This window comes from Tropicibacter alexandrii, from assembly GCF_003667315.2.
Taxonomy (GTDB): Bacteria; Pseudomonadota; Alphaproteobacteria; order Rhodobacterales; family Rhodobacteraceae; genus Tropicibacter; species Tropicibacter alexandrii.
Window position 1 is genome coordinate 1 of the sequence record NZ_RCTZ02000002.1, and the last position, 18131, is coordinate 18131.

General features: G+C 64.3%; 17 protein-coding genes and 1 riboswitch. Of the genes, 12 read left to right on the forward strand and 5 right to left on the reverse strand.

Features of this window, described 5'->3' with window-relative positions:
* Positions 1–846 (reverse strand): GSCFA domain-containing protein (locus tag D8Z78_RS02600; RefSeq protein ID WP_128910592.1); only part of this gene is annotated, 846 nt, incomplete at its 3' end.
* A 315-nt stretch (positions 847–1161) separates the two neighbouring features.
* Here D8Z78_RS02600 and groES point away from each other — a divergent pair.
* From groES to D8Z78_RS02645, 9 genes are all read left to right on the forward strand, one after another.
* Entirely contained in the window at positions 1162–1449 is a 288-nt protein-coding gene (groES, locus tag D8Z78_RS02605) for a co-chaperone GroES (protein WP_121629270.1), read from the forward strand.
* 66 nt (positions 1450–1515) lie between these two features.
* Positions 1516–3159 carry a chaperonin GroEL gene (gene groL / locus D8Z78_RS02610; RefSeq protein ID WP_121629269.1) on the forward strand — a complete coding sequence of 548 codons (1644 nt, stop codon included), beginning with the start codon at positions 1516–1518 and terminating at the stop codon, positions 3157–3159.
* Between the two features lie 228 nt (positions 3160–3387).
* On the forward strand, positions 3388–3681 hold the full coding sequence (locus D8Z78_RS02615; RefSeq protein ID WP_121629268.1) for a hypothetical protein: 294 nt from the start codon (positions 3388–3390) through the stop codon (positions 3679–3681).
* Between the two features lie 70 nt (positions 3682–3751).
* Positions 3752–4930, forward strand: coding sequence for a DUF8173 domain-containing protein (locus D8Z78_RS02620; RefSeq protein ID WP_121629267.1), 1179 nt, complete (start codon positions 3752–3754; stop codon positions 4928–4930).
* Between the two features lie 110 nt (positions 4931–5040).
* Entirely contained in the window at positions 5041–5655 is a 615-nt protein-coding gene (locus tag D8Z78_RS02625) for a ribonuclease HII (protein ID WP_121629266.1), read from the forward strand.
* Between the two features lie 105 nt (positions 5656–5760).
* On the forward strand, positions 5761–6864 hold the full coding sequence (locus D8Z78_RS02630) for a site-specific DNA-methyltransferase (RefSeq protein WP_121629265.1): 1104 nt from the start codon (positions 5761–5763) through the stop codon (positions 6862–6864).
* 170 nt (positions 6865–7034) lie between these two features.
* On the forward strand, positions 7035–7706 hold the full coding sequence (locus D8Z78_RS02635) for a cupin domain-containing protein (protein ID WP_121629264.1): 672 nt from the start codon (positions 7035–7037) through the stop codon (positions 7704–7706).
* 48 nt (positions 7707–7754) lie between these two features.
* On the forward strand, positions 7755–8648 hold the full coding sequence (locus D8Z78_RS02640) for a DMT family transporter (protein ID WP_121629263.1): 894 nt from the start codon (positions 7755–7757) through the stop codon (positions 8646–8648).
* A 103-nt stretch (positions 8649–8751) separates the two neighbouring features.
* The gene (locus tag D8Z78_RS02645) at positions 8752–10668 is read left to right on the forward strand and encodes a methyl-accepting chemotaxis protein (protein WP_121629262.1); all 1917 of its coding nucleotides are present in this window, start codon (positions 8752–8754) and stop codon (positions 10666–10668) included.
* A gap of 6 nt (positions 10669–10674) precedes the next feature.
* Here D8Z78_RS02645 and aroC read toward each other — a convergent pair whose 3' ends face one another.
* The gene (gene aroC, locus D8Z78_RS02650; RefSeq protein WP_121629261.1) at positions 10675–11781 is read right to left on the reverse strand and encodes a chorismate synthase; all 1107 of its coding nucleotides are present in this window, start codon (positions 11779–11781) and stop codon (positions 10675–10677) included.
* 91 nt (positions 11782–11872) lie between these two features.
* Positions 11873–11982: riboswitch (TPP riboswitch) on the forward strand.
* 40 nt (positions 11983–12022) lie between these two features.
* Between aroC and thiB the strand changes: the two genes are divergently transcribed.
* The 3 genes from thiB to D8Z78_RS02665 are packed head-to-tail and all read left to right on the forward strand — an operon-like array spanning position 12023 to position 15160.
* Positions 12023–12994: a thiamine ABC transporter substrate binding subunit gene (gene thiB / locus D8Z78_RS02655; RefSeq protein ID WP_121629260.1), complete on the forward strand. Its 972-nt coding sequence runs from the start codon at positions 12023–12025 to the stop codon at positions 12992–12994.
* Positions 12970–14487 (forward strand): thiamine/thiamine pyrophosphate ABC transporter permease ThiP, encoded by a 1518-nt coding sequence (locus D8Z78_RS02660; protein WP_121629259.1) that lies wholly within the window; start codon positions 12970–12972, stop codon positions 14485–14487. The genes thiB and D8Z78_RS02660 overlap by 25 nt, the downstream gene beginning before the upstream one ends.
* A complete protein-coding gene (locus D8Z78_RS02665) occupies positions 14474–15160 on the forward strand; it encodes a thiamine ABC transporter ATP-binding protein (RefSeq protein ID WP_420824298.1) in 687 nt (228 codons plus the stop codon). The genes D8Z78_RS02660 and D8Z78_RS02665 overlap by 14 nt, the downstream gene beginning before the upstream one ends.
* Before the next feature lie 84 nt (positions 15161–15244).
* Here the strand turns inward: D8Z78_RS02665 and D8Z78_RS02670 are convergent, their stop codons facing one another.
* Genes D8Z78_RS02670 through petA form a run of 3 tightly spaced genes read right to left on the reverse strand, consistent with a single transcriptional unit; the run spans position 15245 to position 17969 of the window.
* Positions 15245–16033, reverse strand: a complete 789-nt coding sequence (locus D8Z78_RS02670; RefSeq protein ID WP_121629258.1) for a cytochrome c1 — start codon at positions 16031–16033, stop codon at positions 15245–15247.
* A gap of 17 nt (positions 16034–16050) precedes the next feature.
* The gene (gene petB, locus D8Z78_RS02675; RefSeq protein WP_121629257.1) at positions 16051–17379 is read right to left on the reverse strand and encodes a cytochrome b; all 1329 of its coding nucleotides are present in this window, start codon (positions 17377–17379) and stop codon (positions 16051–16053) included.
* 11 nt (positions 17380–17390) lie between these two features.
* Positions 17391–17969 (reverse strand): ubiquinol-cytochrome c reductase iron-sulfur subunit, encoded by a 579-nt coding sequence (petA, locus tag D8Z78_RS02680; protein WP_121629256.1) that lies wholly within the window; start codon positions 17967–17969, stop codon positions 17391–17393.
* Between the last annotated feature and the right edge of the window lie 162 nt (positions 17970–18131).

Here is an 18131-nt window from a genome sequence, read left to right on the forward strand (position 1 = left end):
TACGCGAGCATAAATGCTCTTGATCACGTCGCCTAAGTTTTGAACAAAAAACTCTCCGGCAAACCCGGGGCGGTTCAGGTTGTCCGACGCGGTCGCCGTCAGCGGCACCGGCGAGACGGTCAGCAGCACGCGCATCCGGGGATTGTATTGCCTGACGAGTTTCAGCGCCTCGGCCAGTTCGCGCCGCACCTGCGGATAGGGGTAATTGCGGAACTTGTGGATGTCGGGGCGGAAATCGCCCGCCAGCGTGCCGGGGCAAGCGGCGTAGCAAAGGCCGGTTTCCTCGTTCTCCCAGCCCTCGGTCAGGCCGAGGGTAAAGACGAAGGTGTTCGCCTTCTTGAAGGCCCGGCGCATCCCTGCAAGCGTCGCCTCGCGCGAACGGTGCACTTCTTCGGGCGAGCCGAAGCCGTTCGGCTCGATCTGCGGGCGGACCGGGTCGTAGTAGCGCCCGTCCTTTTCCCAGACCTCCGGGTCGGGCTCCTCATCCGTCAGGGCCCAACGCAGCCATTGGTGCAGCAGCTTGGTGGTGTAGATGTTGCCGGTGCGGAATGAGAACACGCCGTAATTAAAACGCTTGGCGCTTTCGGGCGACAGGATCGGCGGCGCGGGCTCGCCATCGAGCCAGCCAAAGCCGTTTTCCTGCAAGGCCCGCGAGATGTGTTGCGCAAAGCAGGACCCGGCGGTGATCGCCACGTCGGTCGGGCGAATCGGAAATTTCGGCGTCCAGAGCTGGTCGATCTCCAGCGCGTCCTTTTCGCCGACGGCGCTGCGCCAGAACGCCTTGGCCGGTTGCGTGGAATAGGGGTTCGGTTCGATGCCGGGGGCGTCCTTGTCGGAGTGCGTCATCGCTTGCCCTTTCGTGTCCTGGGTGTCCTGTCGGCGCCCGGATCAAGGGCGAGACCGGGTCGAGCGTAGCCTCACCCGTGGGCAAGAGACAAGCGCGCAAGAGTAAACAACAGGTTAACCCCTGCCGCTTTGCGGGGGCCTCCGGCGACTTCGCGCGCGTCATGGGCGGTGATGCAGATTTTTCTCAACGGGGTTGTTGACTCGCGGCCTGCGCCTGCCTAGCTATGCGCCGTTAGCACTCGACAGATGTGAGTGCTAACGGCTCGCCCGATGACGGGGGGCCAGGGAGTAACTTTGAGCCAGGAGAACTCAGAGATGGCATTCAAACCGCTTCATGACCGTGTGCTGGTCCGCCGCGTGGAAAGCGAAGAGAAGACCGCAGGCGGTCTGATCATTCCCGACAGCGCCAAGGAAAAGCCGGCAGAAGGCATGATCGTGGCTTGCGGCGAAGGCGCACGCAAGGACAGCGGCGAGCTGATCGCCATGGCCGTCAAGGAAGGCGACAAGGTCCTGTTCGGCAAGTGGTCGGGCACCGAGGTCACCGTCGACGGCGAAGAGCTGCTGATCATGAAGGAATCCGACATTCTGGGCATCATCGCCTGATCTGTCTGCGGCGCGTGATACACGGCCGCTTCCTCTCAATCCCACATATTTTTCAGGAGAACGCACATGGCTGCTAAGGACGTCAAATTCGACACCGCTGCTCGTGACAAGATGCTCAAGGGCGTCAACATCCTCGCCGACGCCGTCAAGGTCACGCTGGGCCCGAAAGGCCGCAACGTGGTGCTCGACAAATCCTTCGGCGCACCGCGGATCACCAAGGACGGTGTGTCCGTGGCGAAGGAAATCGAACTGGAAGACAAGTTCGAGAACATGGGCGCACAGATGGTGAAGGAAGTCGCTTCCCGCACCAATGACGAAGCCGGTGACGGTACCACCACCGCGACCGTGCTGGCCCAGGCCATCGTCAAGGAAGGCATGAAAGCTGTCGCAGCTGGCATGAACCCGATGGACCTCAAGCGCGGCATCGACGCCGCAACTGCCAAGGTCGTCGCCGCCATCAAGGACGCCGCCCGCACCGTCGAGAATTCGGACGAGGTTGCTCAGGTCGGCACCATCTCTGCAAACGGTGAGGCCGAGATCGGCCGTCAGATCGCCGACGCTATGCAGAAAGTCGGCAACGAAGGCGTGATCACCGTCGAGGAAAACAAAGGTCTGGAAACCGAGACCGATGTCGTCGAAGGCATGCAGTTCGACCGCGGCTACCTGTCGCCCTACTTCGTGACCAACCCCGACAAGATGGTTGCAGACCTCGAAGACTGCATGATCCTGCTGCACGAGAAGAAGCTGTCGAGCCTTCAGCCGATGGTTCCGCTGCTCGAGCAGGTCATCCAGTCGCAAAAGCCGCTGCTGATCATCGCAGAAGACGTCGAAGGCGAAGCGCTGGCGACCCTCGTGGTCAACAAGCTGCGCGGCGGTCTGAAGATCGCAGCCGTCAAGGCACCGGGCTTCGGCGATCGCCGCAAGGCCATGCTGCAGGACATCGCGATCCTGACCGGCGGTCAGGTCATTTCCGAAGACCTCGGCATGAAGCTCGAATCCGTGACCATGGACATGCTTGGCAACGCCAAGAAGGTCTCCATCACCAAGGATGAGACCACCATCGTCGACGGCGCAGGCGAGAAGGCCGAGATCGAGGCGCGCGTGTCCCAGATCCGCACCCAGATCGAAGAGACCACCAGCGACTACGACCGTGAGAAGCTGCAGGAACGCGTTGCCAAGCTGGCAGGCGGTGTTGCCGTGATCCGCGTTGGCGGCATGACCGAAGTCGAAGTGAAAGAGCGCAAGGACCGTGTGGACGATGCTCTGAACGCGACCCGCGCAGCCGTGCAGGAAGGCGTCGTCGTCGGTGGCGGTGTTGCTCTGGTGCAGGGCGCCAAGGCGCTTGACGGTCTGACCGGTGACAACGCCGATCAGGATCGTGGCATCGCCATCATCCGCGCCGCGCTGGAAGCACCGCTGCGTCAGATCGCAACCAACGCTGGTGTCGACGGCTCCGTCGTGGCTGGCAAGGTTCGCGAAAGCAACGACCTCAAGTTCGGCTACAACGCGCAGACCGGTGAATATGGCGACATGTTCAAGTTCGGCGTCATCGACCCGGCCAAGGTTGTCCGCACCGCGCTGGAAGACGCAGCCTCGGTTGCTGGCCTGCTGATCACCACCGAAGCGATGGTGGCCGACAAGCCGCAGAAAGAAGGCGCAGGCGCCGGCGGCGGCATGCCCGACATGGGCGGCATGGGCGGCATGATGTAAGGCGAATTCCCTCAGGGAGTTCTGCCGATATGCGACAGTGCATCGGCCCAACCGGGCCGATGTCACAAGAGCAGTCCGGCCAGATCACCTATTGGGGCGCCTTCGGGCGCCCTTTTCTCGTTCCGTGACGCAGCCCACCCTCTCAGGTTGAAAACTGACACAGGAATACGTCTCGAACTGTGCGCTGGGCACGCTATGCTCATGTTCACCCCTCGTTCAGGAGCCCCCATGAGTCGCCGCGATGGTCGGAAATACATCGAGCTGCGCCTGCCCGAGCCCCTGCGCAGGCAGCTTGAGGCGACCACCCGTGAAAAGGTGCCGCTGGCCTATCTGGTGCGGCAGGCGCTGCGCCGCGCGATGGATCTCGGGCTGGACTGGGACACGCCCTTCGATGCGCGTGACGGAACCCTGATTTCACTGCAACTGTCGACCGAGGAACGCGCGCGGCTGGAACGCTGGACCAAGGCGCACGATGTCTCGGAAGAGGTGGCGGTGCTGTCGCTGGTGTCGGCTTCGGTTTGACCCCGTAGGATTGCAAAGGCAGGGTGCGCACAACCATTTGTCTCGGGATTCGCAGTTCAGGGGTTTGTTCATGAAAAAGGTATTTGCCGGTCTTGTGGCCGGATTGCTGGCGCTGCCGGCGTCGGCACAGGATGTGGCCGAGGCCCTGTCTCTGGGGCGCGACAGCTATGGGGCCGGGCGCGCGGTGACCTTGTCCGACGAGGGGCGGGATGACGTGTTCCTTGCGGGCGAACGGCTGCGCCTTGCGTCAGAGATCTCCGGCACGGCCCATATGGCAGGGCGCTGGGTCGACATCGACGCGCCGGTCGGGGCGGACGTCTATGCCTTGGGGCAGCGGGTCACGATCACCGCGCCCGTGGCGGGCGATGTCAGCGCCGCCGCGCAACGTATCCGGATCGAAGCCGAGATCGGCGGCGACCTGCGCGCGGCGGGGTCTGAGATGTCGCTCGACGCGCCGGTGATGGGCACGGCGGTGCTGACCGGCGAGATTGTCAATTTCGATGCCACCGTGTCCGGGGACGTGGTCCTGTCCGTGAACGAGGTGGATTGGGGCAATGGCGCCGAGATCGGCGGATCGCTGGTGATCTACGAAGAGGTGCTGGACACGATTTCGGTACCCGCCTCTGTGATCGCACCGGACCGGATCGAACGGCGCGGCCTGTCCGGCAACCCGCTGGCGCCGGACCTGTTCGGCGAAACCGCCAAGCAGGAGGCCAAGAACGCCCGCCGCGCGCTTGGACTGCCAAAGGCCGAGCCAGAGCCGGAACCGCTGCCCACAGGCTTCCTGTCGGGCGTGCTGGTGCTCGCATTGATCGGGGCGGCCCTGTCGGTGATCTGGCCCCGCAGCATCGCCGCGATGCGCCGCGAGGTGCTGGGGCGTCCGCTGCGTGCGCTGACCATCGGCTTTGTCGGGCTGTCGACCGCCATTGGCGCGACGGTCCTGCTGGCGATCACGGTGATCGGCCTGTTCGTGGCACCGGTCATGGTGCTGGCGGGGGTGCTGCTTTGGGTGCTGGGCTATGCCGTGGCAACCTACGCGGTGGGCGTCTGGGCGTTGAGCTGGTTTGGCGGGGGTGATCCCATCACCAATGGCGAGCGCGCCATGTCGGCGGGCGTCGGTGCCCTCGCCGTCGGGTTATTGGGGCTGATCCCCTACCTTGGCTGGCTGCTGCTGATCGTCCTGCCCCTGATGGGGGCGGGCGCGGCGCTGTTGCGCTGGCTGCGTCCGGGGCTTTTCGTTCAGGCGTGACCCCGCCCCGGGCCTGACCCGGGGCCTCCACGTCGATTTCGCCATGAGGTCCCGGGTCAAGCCCGGGACGGGGACTCGACTCCGCGCTCGGCTTGCGCTTTGCCGAACCTATGGAGCCTTTGACGACGAATCTCGAACAGCCCTATTGGGACCGTGGCCTGCGCGTGGCAGGTGTCGACGAGGTGGGCCGTGGCCCGCTGGCGGGGCCCGTCGTGGCCGCTGCCGTCATCCTGCTGCCCGAGGCGATCCCTGACGGATTGCAGGACAGCAAGAAGCTGTCGATCAAGCGCCGCGACCTGCTGCTGCCGATCATCCGGCAAAGCTGCCTCGTGGGCATCGGTCAGGCCACGGTCGAGGAAATCGACGAGATCAACATCCTTCAGGCCAGCCTGCTGGCGATGCGGCGGGCTGTGGATAACCTTCCGGAGAAACCTGGGGCTATCCTTGTGGATGGAAACAAATTGCCCACAGGGCTGCCCTGCGAAGCGCAGGCGATTGTGGGTGGTGACGCTAGGTCACCTTCGATCGCTGCGGCCTCAATTGTGGCCAAAACATGGCGAGATAATGTCATGAAAAAGATCGCGACACAGTTTCCAGGATATGGATGGGAAACAAACGCGGGATATCCCACAAAATGTCACAAAAATGCACTCCGAGATTTGGGTGTAACCCCACATCATAGACGTTCGTTCAAGCCGGTACGCGATATCTTGTGTCGAGACTAAATCGTAAGGCCCTGTTTAAATTAAAAAATTGACGACGATTCGTCTTTTCCCCAGATTCATCCCCAACCACAGAGCCTGAAAACAGGCCGGGGACAGAGGCAGAGAATGACGAAGATGACCAAGCTGAAGGGGGCCGATGGGCTTCCGCTCAATACCATTTTGCCCGGTGATTGTATCGAGGTGATGAACTGCCTTCCCGAAGGCAGCGTCGACCTGATCTTTGCCGATCCGCCGTATAACCTTCAGTTGAAGGGCGATCTCAGCCGCCCCGACAACTCCAAAGTGGACGCAGTGGACGACCACTGGGACCAGTTCGACAGTTTTGCCGCCTATGACCGATTTACCCAAGACTGGCTGAAAGCGGCGCGCCGATTGCTCAAGCCCGACGGGGCGATCTGGGTGATCGGCTCTTATCACAACATCTTCCGGGTCGGGGCCGCGTTGCAGAACGAAGGCTACTGGATCCTGAACGATGTGATCTGGCGCAAGGCCAACCCGATGCCGAATTTCCGTGGCAAGCGGTTCACCAATGCGCATGAGACGATGATCTGGGCGTCGAAAAGCGAGGGTGGCAAGTACACCTTCAACTACGAGGCGCTGAAGGCCCTGAACGAGGGCATCCAGATGCGTTCGGATTGGGTTCTGCCGATCTGCAATGGCGGCGAACGTCTGAAGGACGCCAACGGCGACAAGGCGCACCCGACGCAGAAACCGCATTCGCTGCTCCATCGCGTGCTGGTGGGCTCCACGAACCCCGGTGATGTTGTGCTGGACCCGTTCTTTGGCACCGGCACGACCGGCGCCGTGGCCAAGATGCTGGGTCGTGACTTCGTCGGCATCGAGCGTGAGGCCGCCTATCGCGAGGTCGCCCAAAAGCGCATCGACGCGATCCGCCCCTTCGACCGCACCGCGCTTCAGGTCACGCAATCCAAGCGTGCCGCGCCGCGCGTGCCCTTTGGCCAGCTGGTCGAACGCGGCATGTTGCGCCCGGGTGAGGAACTGTGGTCGATGAACGGCCGTCACAAGGCCAAGGTCCGGGCCGATGGCACGCTGATCGGCGACGACATCAAGGGCTCGATCCATCAGGTCGGCGCGCATCTCGAAGGCGCGCCCAGCTGCAACGGCTGGACCTATTGGTGCTTCAAACGCGAGGGGAAGGCTGTTCCTATCGACGTGCTGCGCCAGCAGATCCGGGCGGAGATGGAATAACCGTCTGATTTCAAGGAATTCAAGAACACCGCCGGTGCCCCGCGTTGTCATGCGCGGAGGGCGCCTACTGGCCCCGTCTGCTCCGCGCAGACGGGGCATTTTGTTTTGGGGGTGGCGGGGCGCGGCCCTGCACTACATGGTGTGCGAAATGTTGAAAGGGAGGTGCCCGGATGCGACTGAATGCCGATTTCGACGAGCGGGTGGTGATCCGCCCCGAGGCGTATGACTGGGTTGCCTCGCCGGTCAGCGGGGTCGAGCGGATGATGCTGGACCGTGTGGGCGACGAGGTGGCGCGGGCGACATCGCTGGTCCGCTTTGCGCCGAATTCCAGCTTTGACGCGCACACCCATGGCGGCGGCGAGGAATATCTCGTGCTGGATGGCGTGTTCTCGGATGAGGATGGCGACTATCCGGCAGGCACCTATGTGCGCAACCCCATTGGCACCCGCCACACGCCGCGCATCGGGCCCGAAGGGGCGACGATCCTCGTCAAGCTGCGGCAGTTCGACCCCGATGACGATGAGCAAAAGGTGGTCAGGACGGATACGGCCTTCGACGAGGTCGCGCCCGGACTCAGCCAGATCGTTCTGCATGAACATGGTCCGGAACGGGTGCGGATGGTGCGCTTTGCCCCCGGCACGCAACTGGACCGCCACGCGCATCCCGGTGGCGAGGAGCTGTTCGTGATCGAGGGCAGCTATTCCGACGAGGACGGCCATTACCCGGCGGGAACGTGGCTGCGCAGCCCGGTTGGCACCGGGCATGCCCCTTGGTCCGACGAAGGCTGTCTGCTGTGGATCAAGACCGGGCATCTGGCGCCAGTGATCGGCGCGGACGGATAATTCGCGACGGGGGCTTTCGCCCGCCCCCGGACCTGCTACTCCTTGCGCATGGACATGCGCGCGATACTCATGGGCCTCGCCTTTGCGGCGATGTGGTCCTCTGCCTTTACCTCGGCCCGGATCATCGTGGCGGCGGCGCCGCCGCTGAGCGCGCTGGCCTTGCGGTTCCTCATCTCGGGGCTGATTGCCGTGGTCATCGCGCGGTTTCTGGGCCAGACCGCCCGCCTGACGCGCGGGCAATGGCGGGCCACGATCATCTTCGGCATCTGCCAGAACGCCCTGTATCTAGGGCTGAATTTCGTCGCGATGCAGACAATCGAGGCCTCGTTGGCGGCGATCATCGCATCGACCATGCCGCTGCTGGTGGCGCTGCTGGGCTGGGTGATCTTCAAGGAGCGGCTGCGCGGGCAGGCGGCGCTTGGCCTTCTGGCGGGTTTTGCTGGCGTGGCGCTGATCATGGGCAGCCGGTTCGGTGGCGGGCTGGACCTGTTTGGCGTGGCATTGTGCGGCCTTGGCGCGATCGCCTTGGCCATCGCCACGCTCAGCTTGCGGGGCGCGACGTCGGGCGGCAATTTCATGATGGTCGTGGGCTTGCAGATGCTGATCGGCAGCGCGGCGCTCTGGCCGTTTGCCCTGTCGCTGGAAGTGGTCGAAATCGACTGGTCGGGCCAGTTGATCGCGGCCTTTGTCTATACGACGCTGGTGCCGGGGCTGGCGGCGACCCTTGTCTGGGTCATGCTGGTCAACAGCATCGGCGCCGTGCGGGCCGCGACCTTCCATTTCCTCAATCCCTTCTTCGGTGTGGCCATCGCCGCCCTGCTTCTGGGCGAAAGCCTGCGCCTGCTCGACATGATCGGTGTCGCGGTGATCGCTGGCGGCATCCTGTTGGTGCAGACGGCGCGCATTCAGGCCAAAGTACCTAAAAACAGTGTGAATTCGTAAGCTTTTAGCCCTACCGCGCGGAAACCTTTGTTTACGAAACGCGCGTAGCTCTGGATGGCGAAAATGCCTTTCTGGCATGCCGGTTCTAGAGTGAGGTTGGGAAATGGGCAGATTCAAGATCCGCACGCAGGCGTTCTTCATGGCGGGGGCGCTCATCGTGGCGATGATGGGGATGGCGGGCATCTCGTGGTTTGCCTCCTCCAGCATGGAGGCCGGGATCAAGGGAATCCAGTCCGGCGCCGAGGTGGACGACTTCCTGATGCACGAGCAGATCACCCTGCTTGAGGCGGAAACACACCTGATGCGCTTTTCGCTCGGCGCCGCTGAAAGCTGGGACAAGTTCCAGACACGGATGGAAGACACGATCGAGGGCCTGACCGGCGAAGAGGCGCAGGCAATCTCGGCCGAGATGGTCGCCATCGGTGAAACGCTGAAACAGGTGCGCGATTTCTACCCGCTCTTGCAGGAGGCCGCTACGCCAGAGGCCGTGCGCTGGCAGGCCTTTCAGGTCACACCGCTGCTGAGCGAGGCCTCGCTCGCGCTGGAGGCACTGGGCGAAATCACCGACGCAGCCACCGAGCAGGCCGCGGTCGATGCGAATTTGCGCGCCGCGCAGGCGCATCAGCTATTGATGCTGGTCACACTGGCGGCAGTGGCCGTTGCGCTAGGGGTCAGCTGGCTGTTCGGCACCCTGCTGTCGCGCCCGATTCGCAAGGCCGTGGCAACCGTCGAATGCCTTGTTCGCGAGGACTACGACTGCGTGATCGACGGGCAGGAGCGCAAGGACGAGGTCGGCATGATCGTCCGGAGCCTCGAAACCTTGCGGGATCGCCTGCGGGACGGAAAGCAGACGCATGAGCGGATCAAGCAGGAAAACAGCCAGCGCGTCGACCTGTTCCAAAGCCTCGGACATGCGATGAGCCGACTGAAGGGCGGCGCGCTGTCCAGCCGCATCGAGGCTGACGACTGGCAGGATTTGGGCGACAGCTACGTCAAGCTCTGCGACGATTTCAACGACCTTGCCACTACGCTCGAAGATCTCGTGGGATCGCTCAATGGCAGTGTCGAAACGGTGCGCGGCAATGCCCGGGACCTGTCCGACATGTCCACGGAGATGTCGCGCCGCGCCGAAGTTCAGGCCGCCACGCTCGAGGAATCCGCAGCCGCGCTGGATGAACTGTCCGAAAGCGTGCAATCCTCGGCTCAGCGCGCCGAGGAAATGGACCTGCGCGTGCTCGAAGGGCGGCGGCGGGCCGAGCAGGGTGGCGTGGTGATGGGGCAAGCGCTGGAGGCGATGGGCTCGATCGCGCGCAGTTCCGAACAGATCACCCAGATCATCGACGTGATCGACGACATCGCCTTCCAGACCAACCTTCTGGCGTTGAACGCCGGGGTCGAAGCTGCGCGTGCTGGTGAATCCGGCAAGGGCTTTGCCGTCGTCGCATCCGAGGTGCGGCAACTGGCGCAGCGCGCCGCCGAGTCCGCCAACGAGATCAAGGAACTGGTGCTGAACAGCACGACTCAGGTCGAGGACGGCGAACGCCTCGTGCAGCAGACCAGCGAGATGCTGACCGAGATCGTGCAAAGCGTGACCGATGTCTCGGAGATGGTGTCGCAGGTCGCCACCTCCTCGCGCGAGCAGGCCAGTGGCGTCAAGGAGATTAATATCGGCGTGGCCGAACTGGACAAGGTGACCCAGCAGAACGCGGCCATGGTGGGCGAAACCTCGGCCGCCAGCTTGCAACTGAACCAGGAAGCCGGGCGGCTTGCCGAATTGCTTGCGCGCTTCTCGGGGGGGACTGCGCCCACCGCACGGATCACCGCCGACGAGACGCTGTTCGACATGCCTGAACCAGAGGTGGCCCAAGCCGACGCAGGGCAGGCCGATGCGGCACGCGAAGCGCGGGAACGCGAATTGCTGTTGCACGGCTCATGGGAGGGCGACATGCCCGAACCCACGCCCGTCGAGTTCGACGAGCCGCTCAAGGTGTCGAACGGCACCCAATGGAAGGACTTCTGAGCAAGGTTAGCGCGGGCCGATCACGCCGCCCGCGTCCCCGACCTGGCCACGATGCAGCAGCAGGTGGTCGAGGATCACACAGGCCATCATCGCCTCGCCCACCGGGACGGCGCGGATGCCGACGCAGGGGTCGTGACGCCCCTTGGTGATGATCTCGGTCTCTTCGCCGGACTTGGTGATGGTCTTGCGGGTGGTCAGGATGGACGATGTCGGCTTGACCGCGAAACGGCAGACCACGTCCTGCCCGGTGGAAATCCCGCCAAGGATGCCGCCCGCGTGATTCGACGAATAGCGCGGGCCGTCATTGCCCATGAAGATCTCGTCGGCATTCTCCGAGCCGGTCAGGCAGGCGGCGGCCATGCCCTCGCCGATCTCGACTCCCTTGACCGCGTTGATCGACATCATCGCCGCCGCAATGTCGGTATCGAGCTTGCCATAGATCGGCGCGCCAAGGCCCGCAGGCACGCCGCGCGCCACGACCTCGATCACCGCACCGACGCTTTCGCCGGACTTGCGCAGTTGATCGAGATATTCCGCCCAATCGGCGGCGGCGTCTGCATCGGGGCACCAGAACGGGTTCTGTTCGATCTGTCCCATGTCGTAGCGGGCCGGGTCCGCCTTGCGCGGGCCCATCTGGACCATGTAGCCGGTGATCTGCACCCCAGGCGCCAATGCGGCCAAGGCCGCGCGCGCCACACCACCGGCTGCCACCCGTGCTGCGGTTTCGCGCGCCGAGGACCGCCCGCCGCCGCGATAGTCGCGAATGCCGTATTTCTGGAAATAGGTGATGTCGGCGTGGCCGGGGCGGAATTTCTCGGCGATATCGCCGTAATCCTTGGACCGCTGGTCGGTGTTCTCGATCATCAATTGCAAAGGCGTGCCGGTGGTCTTGCCCTCGAACGCCCCCGACAGGATGCGCACGGCGTCCGGTTCGCGCCGCTGCGTGGTGTATTTGTTCTGACCGGGTTTGCGCTTGTCGAGCCATGTCTGCAACATCGCCTCGTCCAGTTCGATACCCGGCGGGCATCCGTCGACGGTCGCGCCCAGCGCGGGCCCGTGGCTTTCGCCCCAAGTGGTGACGCGGAACAGGTGGCCGAAGGTGTTGAGGCTCATGGTCAGTCTCCTTTGTCAGCGGAATAGGGCAGGGCGCGCGGGGCCTCAAGGGATTTCCCGCTTGAAAGCCGCGCCGGGCGGCCCTAGGTTCCGCCCTACCTCGGGGTGCCGGATCCATCCGGCTGAGATTTGCGTGCGGCGCATCAACCCGTTGAACCTGAACCGGTTAACACCGGCGGAGGGAAGGTAACGGCCACCGCGCCTCCTATCTTGCCCTCTCGCCGCAGATTTGGAGGACGCCATGAAGGCACCCACCCTTGCAGCGGGACTTTTCCTTGCAACCCAGGCTTCGGCCCAGACGCTGACCGTCTACGCGCCGGATTACTTTACGTCCGAATGGGGTCCCGGCCCGCGGATCGAGGAGCTGTTCGAGGCGCAATGCGCCTGCGAATTGGAGTTCAAACCCGGCGACCTGCTGCCGCGCCTGATGCTCGAAGGGGATCGAACCGAGGCCGACGTGGTCATTGGCCTGAACACCGATGTCACGAAAAAGGCGCGCGAAAGCGGGCTGTTCGCACCGCATGGCGTGGACCTGTCCGGGCTGACCTTGCCGATCGAGTGGACCGACGATGTCTTCCTGCCGTTCAACTACGGCCACACCGCCTTTGTCTATGACACCACCCGCCTCGACGCGCCCGCGTCGTTCGATGCCTTGCTGAATGCGCCCGACGATCTGCGGCTGGTGATTCAGGACCCGCGCTCGTCGATTTCCGGCCTCGCGCTGGTGCTGTGGGTGCAGTCGGTCTATGGCGACAAGGCGCAGGAAGCGTGGGAAAAGCTGGCGCCGAAAATCGTCACAGTGACCAAGGGCTGGTCGGAATCCTATGGCCTGTTCACCGATGGCGAGGCGGACATGGTGCTGTCCTACACGACCTCGCCCGCCTACCATATCATCGCCGAAGACGACGAGACGAAGAAGGCCGCGATCTTCCCCGAGGGGCATTATTTCATGGTCGAACTGGCCGCCAAGGTGGCCAGCACCGACGAACCTGAACTGGCGCAGCAATTCATGGATTTCATCCTGAGCCATGATTTCCAGTCGATGATCGCGACCGGCAATTGGTCGATCCCGGCGGCGCTGGACAAATCCGAATGGCCCGAAGGGTTCCAGAAACTCGACTTGCCGGACACGGTGCTGTTCTACTCCGAGGATGAAGCCGCCGCCCTGCGCGATCAGGCCATCGAAGCATGGCGCGCCGGTCTTTCGCAATAATCGCCGGATTGGCCCTGGCGGCGTGTACGCTGGGGCCGATCCTTGCCGTGCTGGTGCGCGCCGGGGGCTTTGGCCAGATCTCGGCTGCGGATTGGCAGGCGGTCCGGTTCACGCTGGTGCAGGCGGCGCTTTCGGCTGGGTTCAGTGTCGCGTGCGGCTGGCCGGTGGCGCGGGCGCTGGCGCGCAGGCGCTTTCCCGGGCGCGGCCTGCTGGTGACACTGATGGGCGCGCCCTTCATCCTGCCTGTGATCGTCGCAGTGATGGGCTTGATCGCTGTCTTTGGCCAGAACGGGTTGGTCAATGCGGGGCTGGGGGCGCTCGGCCTGCCCAAGCTGGACATTTACGGGTTGCACGGCGTGGTGCTGGCGCATGTCTTCTTCAACCTGCCGCTGGCCACGCGGATGATGCTTCAAGCCGAACTGGCGATCCCGTCCGAGCGGTTCCGCCTTGCGGCGTCGCTGGGGCTGACCCCGCGCGCCTATTTCCGGCTGATCGAATGGCCCCTGATCCTGCGCATCGCGCCGGGGGCCTTTGCGGTGATCTTCGTCATCTGCCTGACCTCCTTCGCGGTGGCGTTGACCTTGGGCGGTGGGCCAAGGGCGACGACCGTGGAACTGGCGATCTTTCAGGCGATGCGTTTCGAGTTCGATCTGGGCCGCGCGGCGATGCTGTCACTGATCCAGCTTGCTTTGGCCCTGTCGGCGGGCTTGGTTGCGTTGAAACTGTCGCGCTGGGACGGGTTCGGCTTGGGCCGAGGCCGTGCGGTGGCGCGCTGGGATGGGCGTGGCCGCTTGGGGCGCAGTATCGACGGGCTGGCGGTGATGCTGGCGGCGGCGTTCCTGCTGGTGCCGCTGGGCGCGGTGATCTGGAAGGGCCTGCCGGGCTTGGCCTTGCTGGGGTCCGACACGGCACGCGCGGCGCTGCATTCGCTGATGGTGGCGCTGGGATCGACGGCTTTGTGCCTGGCTTGGGCCTTGCCGCTGGCCACGCGAAGGGGCGAGCTATGGGCGCTCAGCGCGATTGCGCTGTCGCCGCTGGTGCTGGGGGCGGGGCTGTTCCTGCTGCTGCGGCCTTGGGTCAATCCGCTGGATTGGGCCTTGCCGGTGACGGGGCTGGTCAACGCGCTGATGGCGCTGCCCTTCGCGCTGCGCATCCTGCGCCCCGAAGCCGAGGCCGTGACGCGCGATTTCGGCCGCCTGCGGGCCACGCTGCGCCTGACGTCATGGGCATGGTTCCGGCTGGTCTGGCTGCCGCGCTTGCGCCGCCCGTTGGGCTTTGCTGGGGGGCTGACGGCGGCCTTGGCGATGGGCGATCTGGGCGTGATCGCGCTGTTTGCGGACCCGGACCGGGTGACGCTGCCCTTGCAGGTCTACCGCCTGATGGGCGCCTACCGGATGGAGGCCGCCGCGGGCGCGGCGCTATTGTTGCTGATGTGCAGCCTCGCGCTGTTCTGGCTGTTCGACAGGGGAGGGCGCGTCGGTGCTGACGTTTGACAAGGTCGCCGTGGCGATGGACCAAGGCGCGCTGAACGCAGATTTCTCGGTGCAGGCGGGGCGCCGCGTGGCTGTGCTGGGCCCGTCGGGGGCCGGGAAATCGACCTTGCTGGATGCGGTGGCGGGGTTCAGGCGGATCGACAGTGGAGCATTGTCATGGGCTGGCACCGAGATCACGCAACGCGCGCCCGAGCAGCGCCCGGTCTCGATCCTGTTTCAGGACGGGAACCTGTTCCCGCATTTGAGCGTGGCGCGCAACCTCGGGCTGGCTTTGCGACCCGACGGAGGGCGCGCCGATGCCCGCAAGGTCGAGGACGCATTGGAGCGGGTCGGCCTTGGCGGCTATGGCGCGCGGATGCCGGGCACGCTGTCCGGCGGCCAGCAGGGGCGCGCGGCACTGGCGCGGGTTTTGTTGATGGCGCGGCCGGTGATCTTGCTGGATGAGCCGTTTGCTGCCCTTGGGCCAGCGCTCAAGGCCGAGATGCTGGCGCTGGTTTCGGAGGTCGCGGACCGGTTGGGGGCGCTGGTCATGATGGTGACGCATGACCCGCGCGACGCCCAACGCTTTGCCGACGATGTGGTTCTGGTGGCGGAGGGCGTGGCGCAGGCGCCTGTGGCGTGCGACCTGTTCTTTGCCGACCCGCCAAAGGCGTTTCGGGCCTATCTGGGGTAGGATAGGTGATCACCCATCCTACTTTGAGCCGCGCAACGAAAAAGCCCCGCCAATGGCGGGGCTTTTCCGTGTCATCGGGTCAGATCAGTGACCGGGGTGTTTGATCGGGCGCCAGATGCGCTTGTTCACGAGGTACAGCAGCGCCGACAGCACGACGAGGAAGAACACGCCCACGAAACCGGCCTGCTTGCGGGCCATCATCTTGGGCTCTGCCGTCCACATCAGGAAGGCCGACACGTCCTGTGCCATGTGGTGCACCGAGTTGTCGTGACCATCGTCGAACTCGACCAGCTCGTCCGACAGCGGCGGCGCCATGGAAATCCAGCCGCCCGGGAAGGCGTGGTTTTCGTACAGCGTGGTGCCTGCCTCGAACTTTTCCTCACCGGTGTAGCCGGTCAGCAGCGATGCGATGTACTCCGCGCCGCCCATGCCCTTGACGAACTGGTTGATGCCGAGGCCGTAGGGGCCGTGGAAACCGGCACGGGCCTTGGCCATCAACGACAGGTCGGGCGCGCCGACGCCGTTGTTTTCCGGGAAATGGTCGGTCGGACGCGCCGGGCGGAAATCGTCGAGTTCCTCGTCGAACACTTCGAAGTTCTGCTCGGCATAGGCGCGCACCTCGTCCTCGGTGAAGCCGGGGCCGCCATCTTCGGCCAGCGAGCGGATCGGCACGAACTTCAGACCGTGACAGGCCGCGCAGACCTCGGTGTAGACCTTCAGACCGCGTTGCAGCTGCATCTGGTCATAGGTGCCGAACGGGCCCTCGAACGAGAAATCGAAATCCTCGACATGGGCTTCGCCACCGGCGGCATAGGCCCCGCCTGCAGTCAGGCTGAGGGCCGTGAGGGCCGAAAGGGCAATTTTCTTGAACATTTCAAATGGTCCTTTCTTTACTCGGCCGGGGTCGCGTCGGACGACTTGCCGTAATGCGCCTCGAAGTCTTCTTCGATGGTCGCGGGGCGCGGCAGCGGCTTTTCGATCACGCCCAGCAGCGGCAGGATCACCAGGAAGTAGGCGAACCAGTAGGCCGAGGCGATCAGCGAGAAGCTGGCATAGGGTTCCTCGGCGGGCATGGCACCCAGCCACATCAGCGCGAAGAAGTCGATGACCAGCAGCCAGAACCACCACTTGAACGAGGGGCGGTACTTGCCCGAGCGCACCGACGAGGTGTCCAGCCACGGGGCCAGCGCCATCACGGCGATTGCGCCGAACATGGCCAGAACACCGAAGAACTTGGCGTCGATGATGCCGCCGGTCACGAACGACGCGATCTGCACGACCCAGACTTCGGAGGTGAAGGCACGCAGGATCGCGTAGAACGGCAGGAAGTACCATTCGGGCACGATGTGCGCGGGCGTCGCCAGCGGGTTGGCCTCGATGTAGTTGTCGGGGTGGCCGAGGTAGTTCGGCATGAAGCCCACGACCGCAAAGAACACGGCGAGGATCACGGCCAGCGCGAACAGGTCCTTGATCACGTAGTAGGGCCAGAAGGGCACGGTGTCCTTGGCCGCTTCGGCTTTGGACGTGCGGCGCACTTCGACACCGGTCGGGTTGTTGTTGCCCGTGGTGTGGAAGGCCCAGATGTGCACGGCCACGAGGCCCGCGATCACGAAGGGCAGCAGGTAGTGCAGCGAGAAGAAGCGGTTCAGCGTGGCGTTGTCCACCGCCGGTCCGCCCAGCAGCCATGTCTGGATCGGCTCACCGATCAGCGGGATCGCGCCGAACAGGCCGGTGATCACGGTCGCGCCCCAGAAGGACATCTGACCCCAGGGCAGAACGTAGCCCATGAAGGCGGTGCCCATCATGCACAGGTAGATCAGCATGCCGATGATCCAGGTGATCTCGCGCGGGGCCTTGTACGACCCGTAGTAAAGACCCCGGAAAATGTGGGCATAGACGGCGATGAAGAACAGCGAGGCGCCGTTGGCGTGCAGATAGCGCAGCATGAAGCCGCCGTTCACGTTGCGCATGATGTGCTCGACCGAGGCAAAGGCCAGATCGACATGCGGCGTGTAGTGCATCACCAGCACGATGCCGGTGACGATCTGCAGTGCAAGGCAGAAGGTCAGGATGATGCCCCAGATCCACATCCAGTTCAGGTTCTTGGGCGTGGGGATCATAATGGTGTCATAGAGAAGGCCCACAATGGGGAGACGCTTGTGCAGCCACTTCTCGGCGCCCGAATTGGGCTCGTAATGATCGTGCGGAATACCGGCCATGTGCGCGTTCCTTATCCCAGCAGAATGGTGGTTTCGTCGACGAACTCGGCCGGCGGGACCGGCAGGTTCTCGGGTGCCGGACCCTTGCGGATGCGGCCGGCGGTGTCGTAGTGCGAACCGTGGCAGGGGCAGAACCAGCCGCCACCGACGCCTTCGACGGTGAAGTCGCCGGCATTGCCGATCGGCACGCAGCCAAGGTGCGTACACACGCCCATCATCACCAGCCACTGGCCGGTTTCATCTAGCGCGCGGTTGGCGTCCTCGGCATCGGCGGAGGCGTCGAGGTTGGCGTTGCGGGCCAGCGGGTCGACCAGCGCGGACATCTCGACCGAAGCTGCGTCGGCGATCTCTTCCTCGGTGCGGCGGCGGATGAACACCGGCTTGCCGAGCCACTTGACCGTCAGCTGCGTGCCGGTCTCGATGCCGGACACGTCGACGCGGATGGTCGACAGCGCGCGCACATCGGCGGAGGGGTTCATCTGGTTGACCAGAGGCCAGATGGCGGCACCGGCTGTGACGGCGCCCGCGCCCGCTGCGGCGTAGTAGAGGAAATCCCTCCGGGTGCCTTCGTGATCGTCTGCGTGTGACACGAGGTTCGCTCCATTGCTAGGGGCCACGAGGGCCGCAAATACCCAATGGTCGCAGAGAGTCTGCGACGTTTCCGGGCCGGTATGTAGCGGGGTCCCCTTCACTGGTAAAGCGTCCAAAAGGCCTCACTTCGCCTTAGCGCGGATGTGTCGCGGTTGAAACGC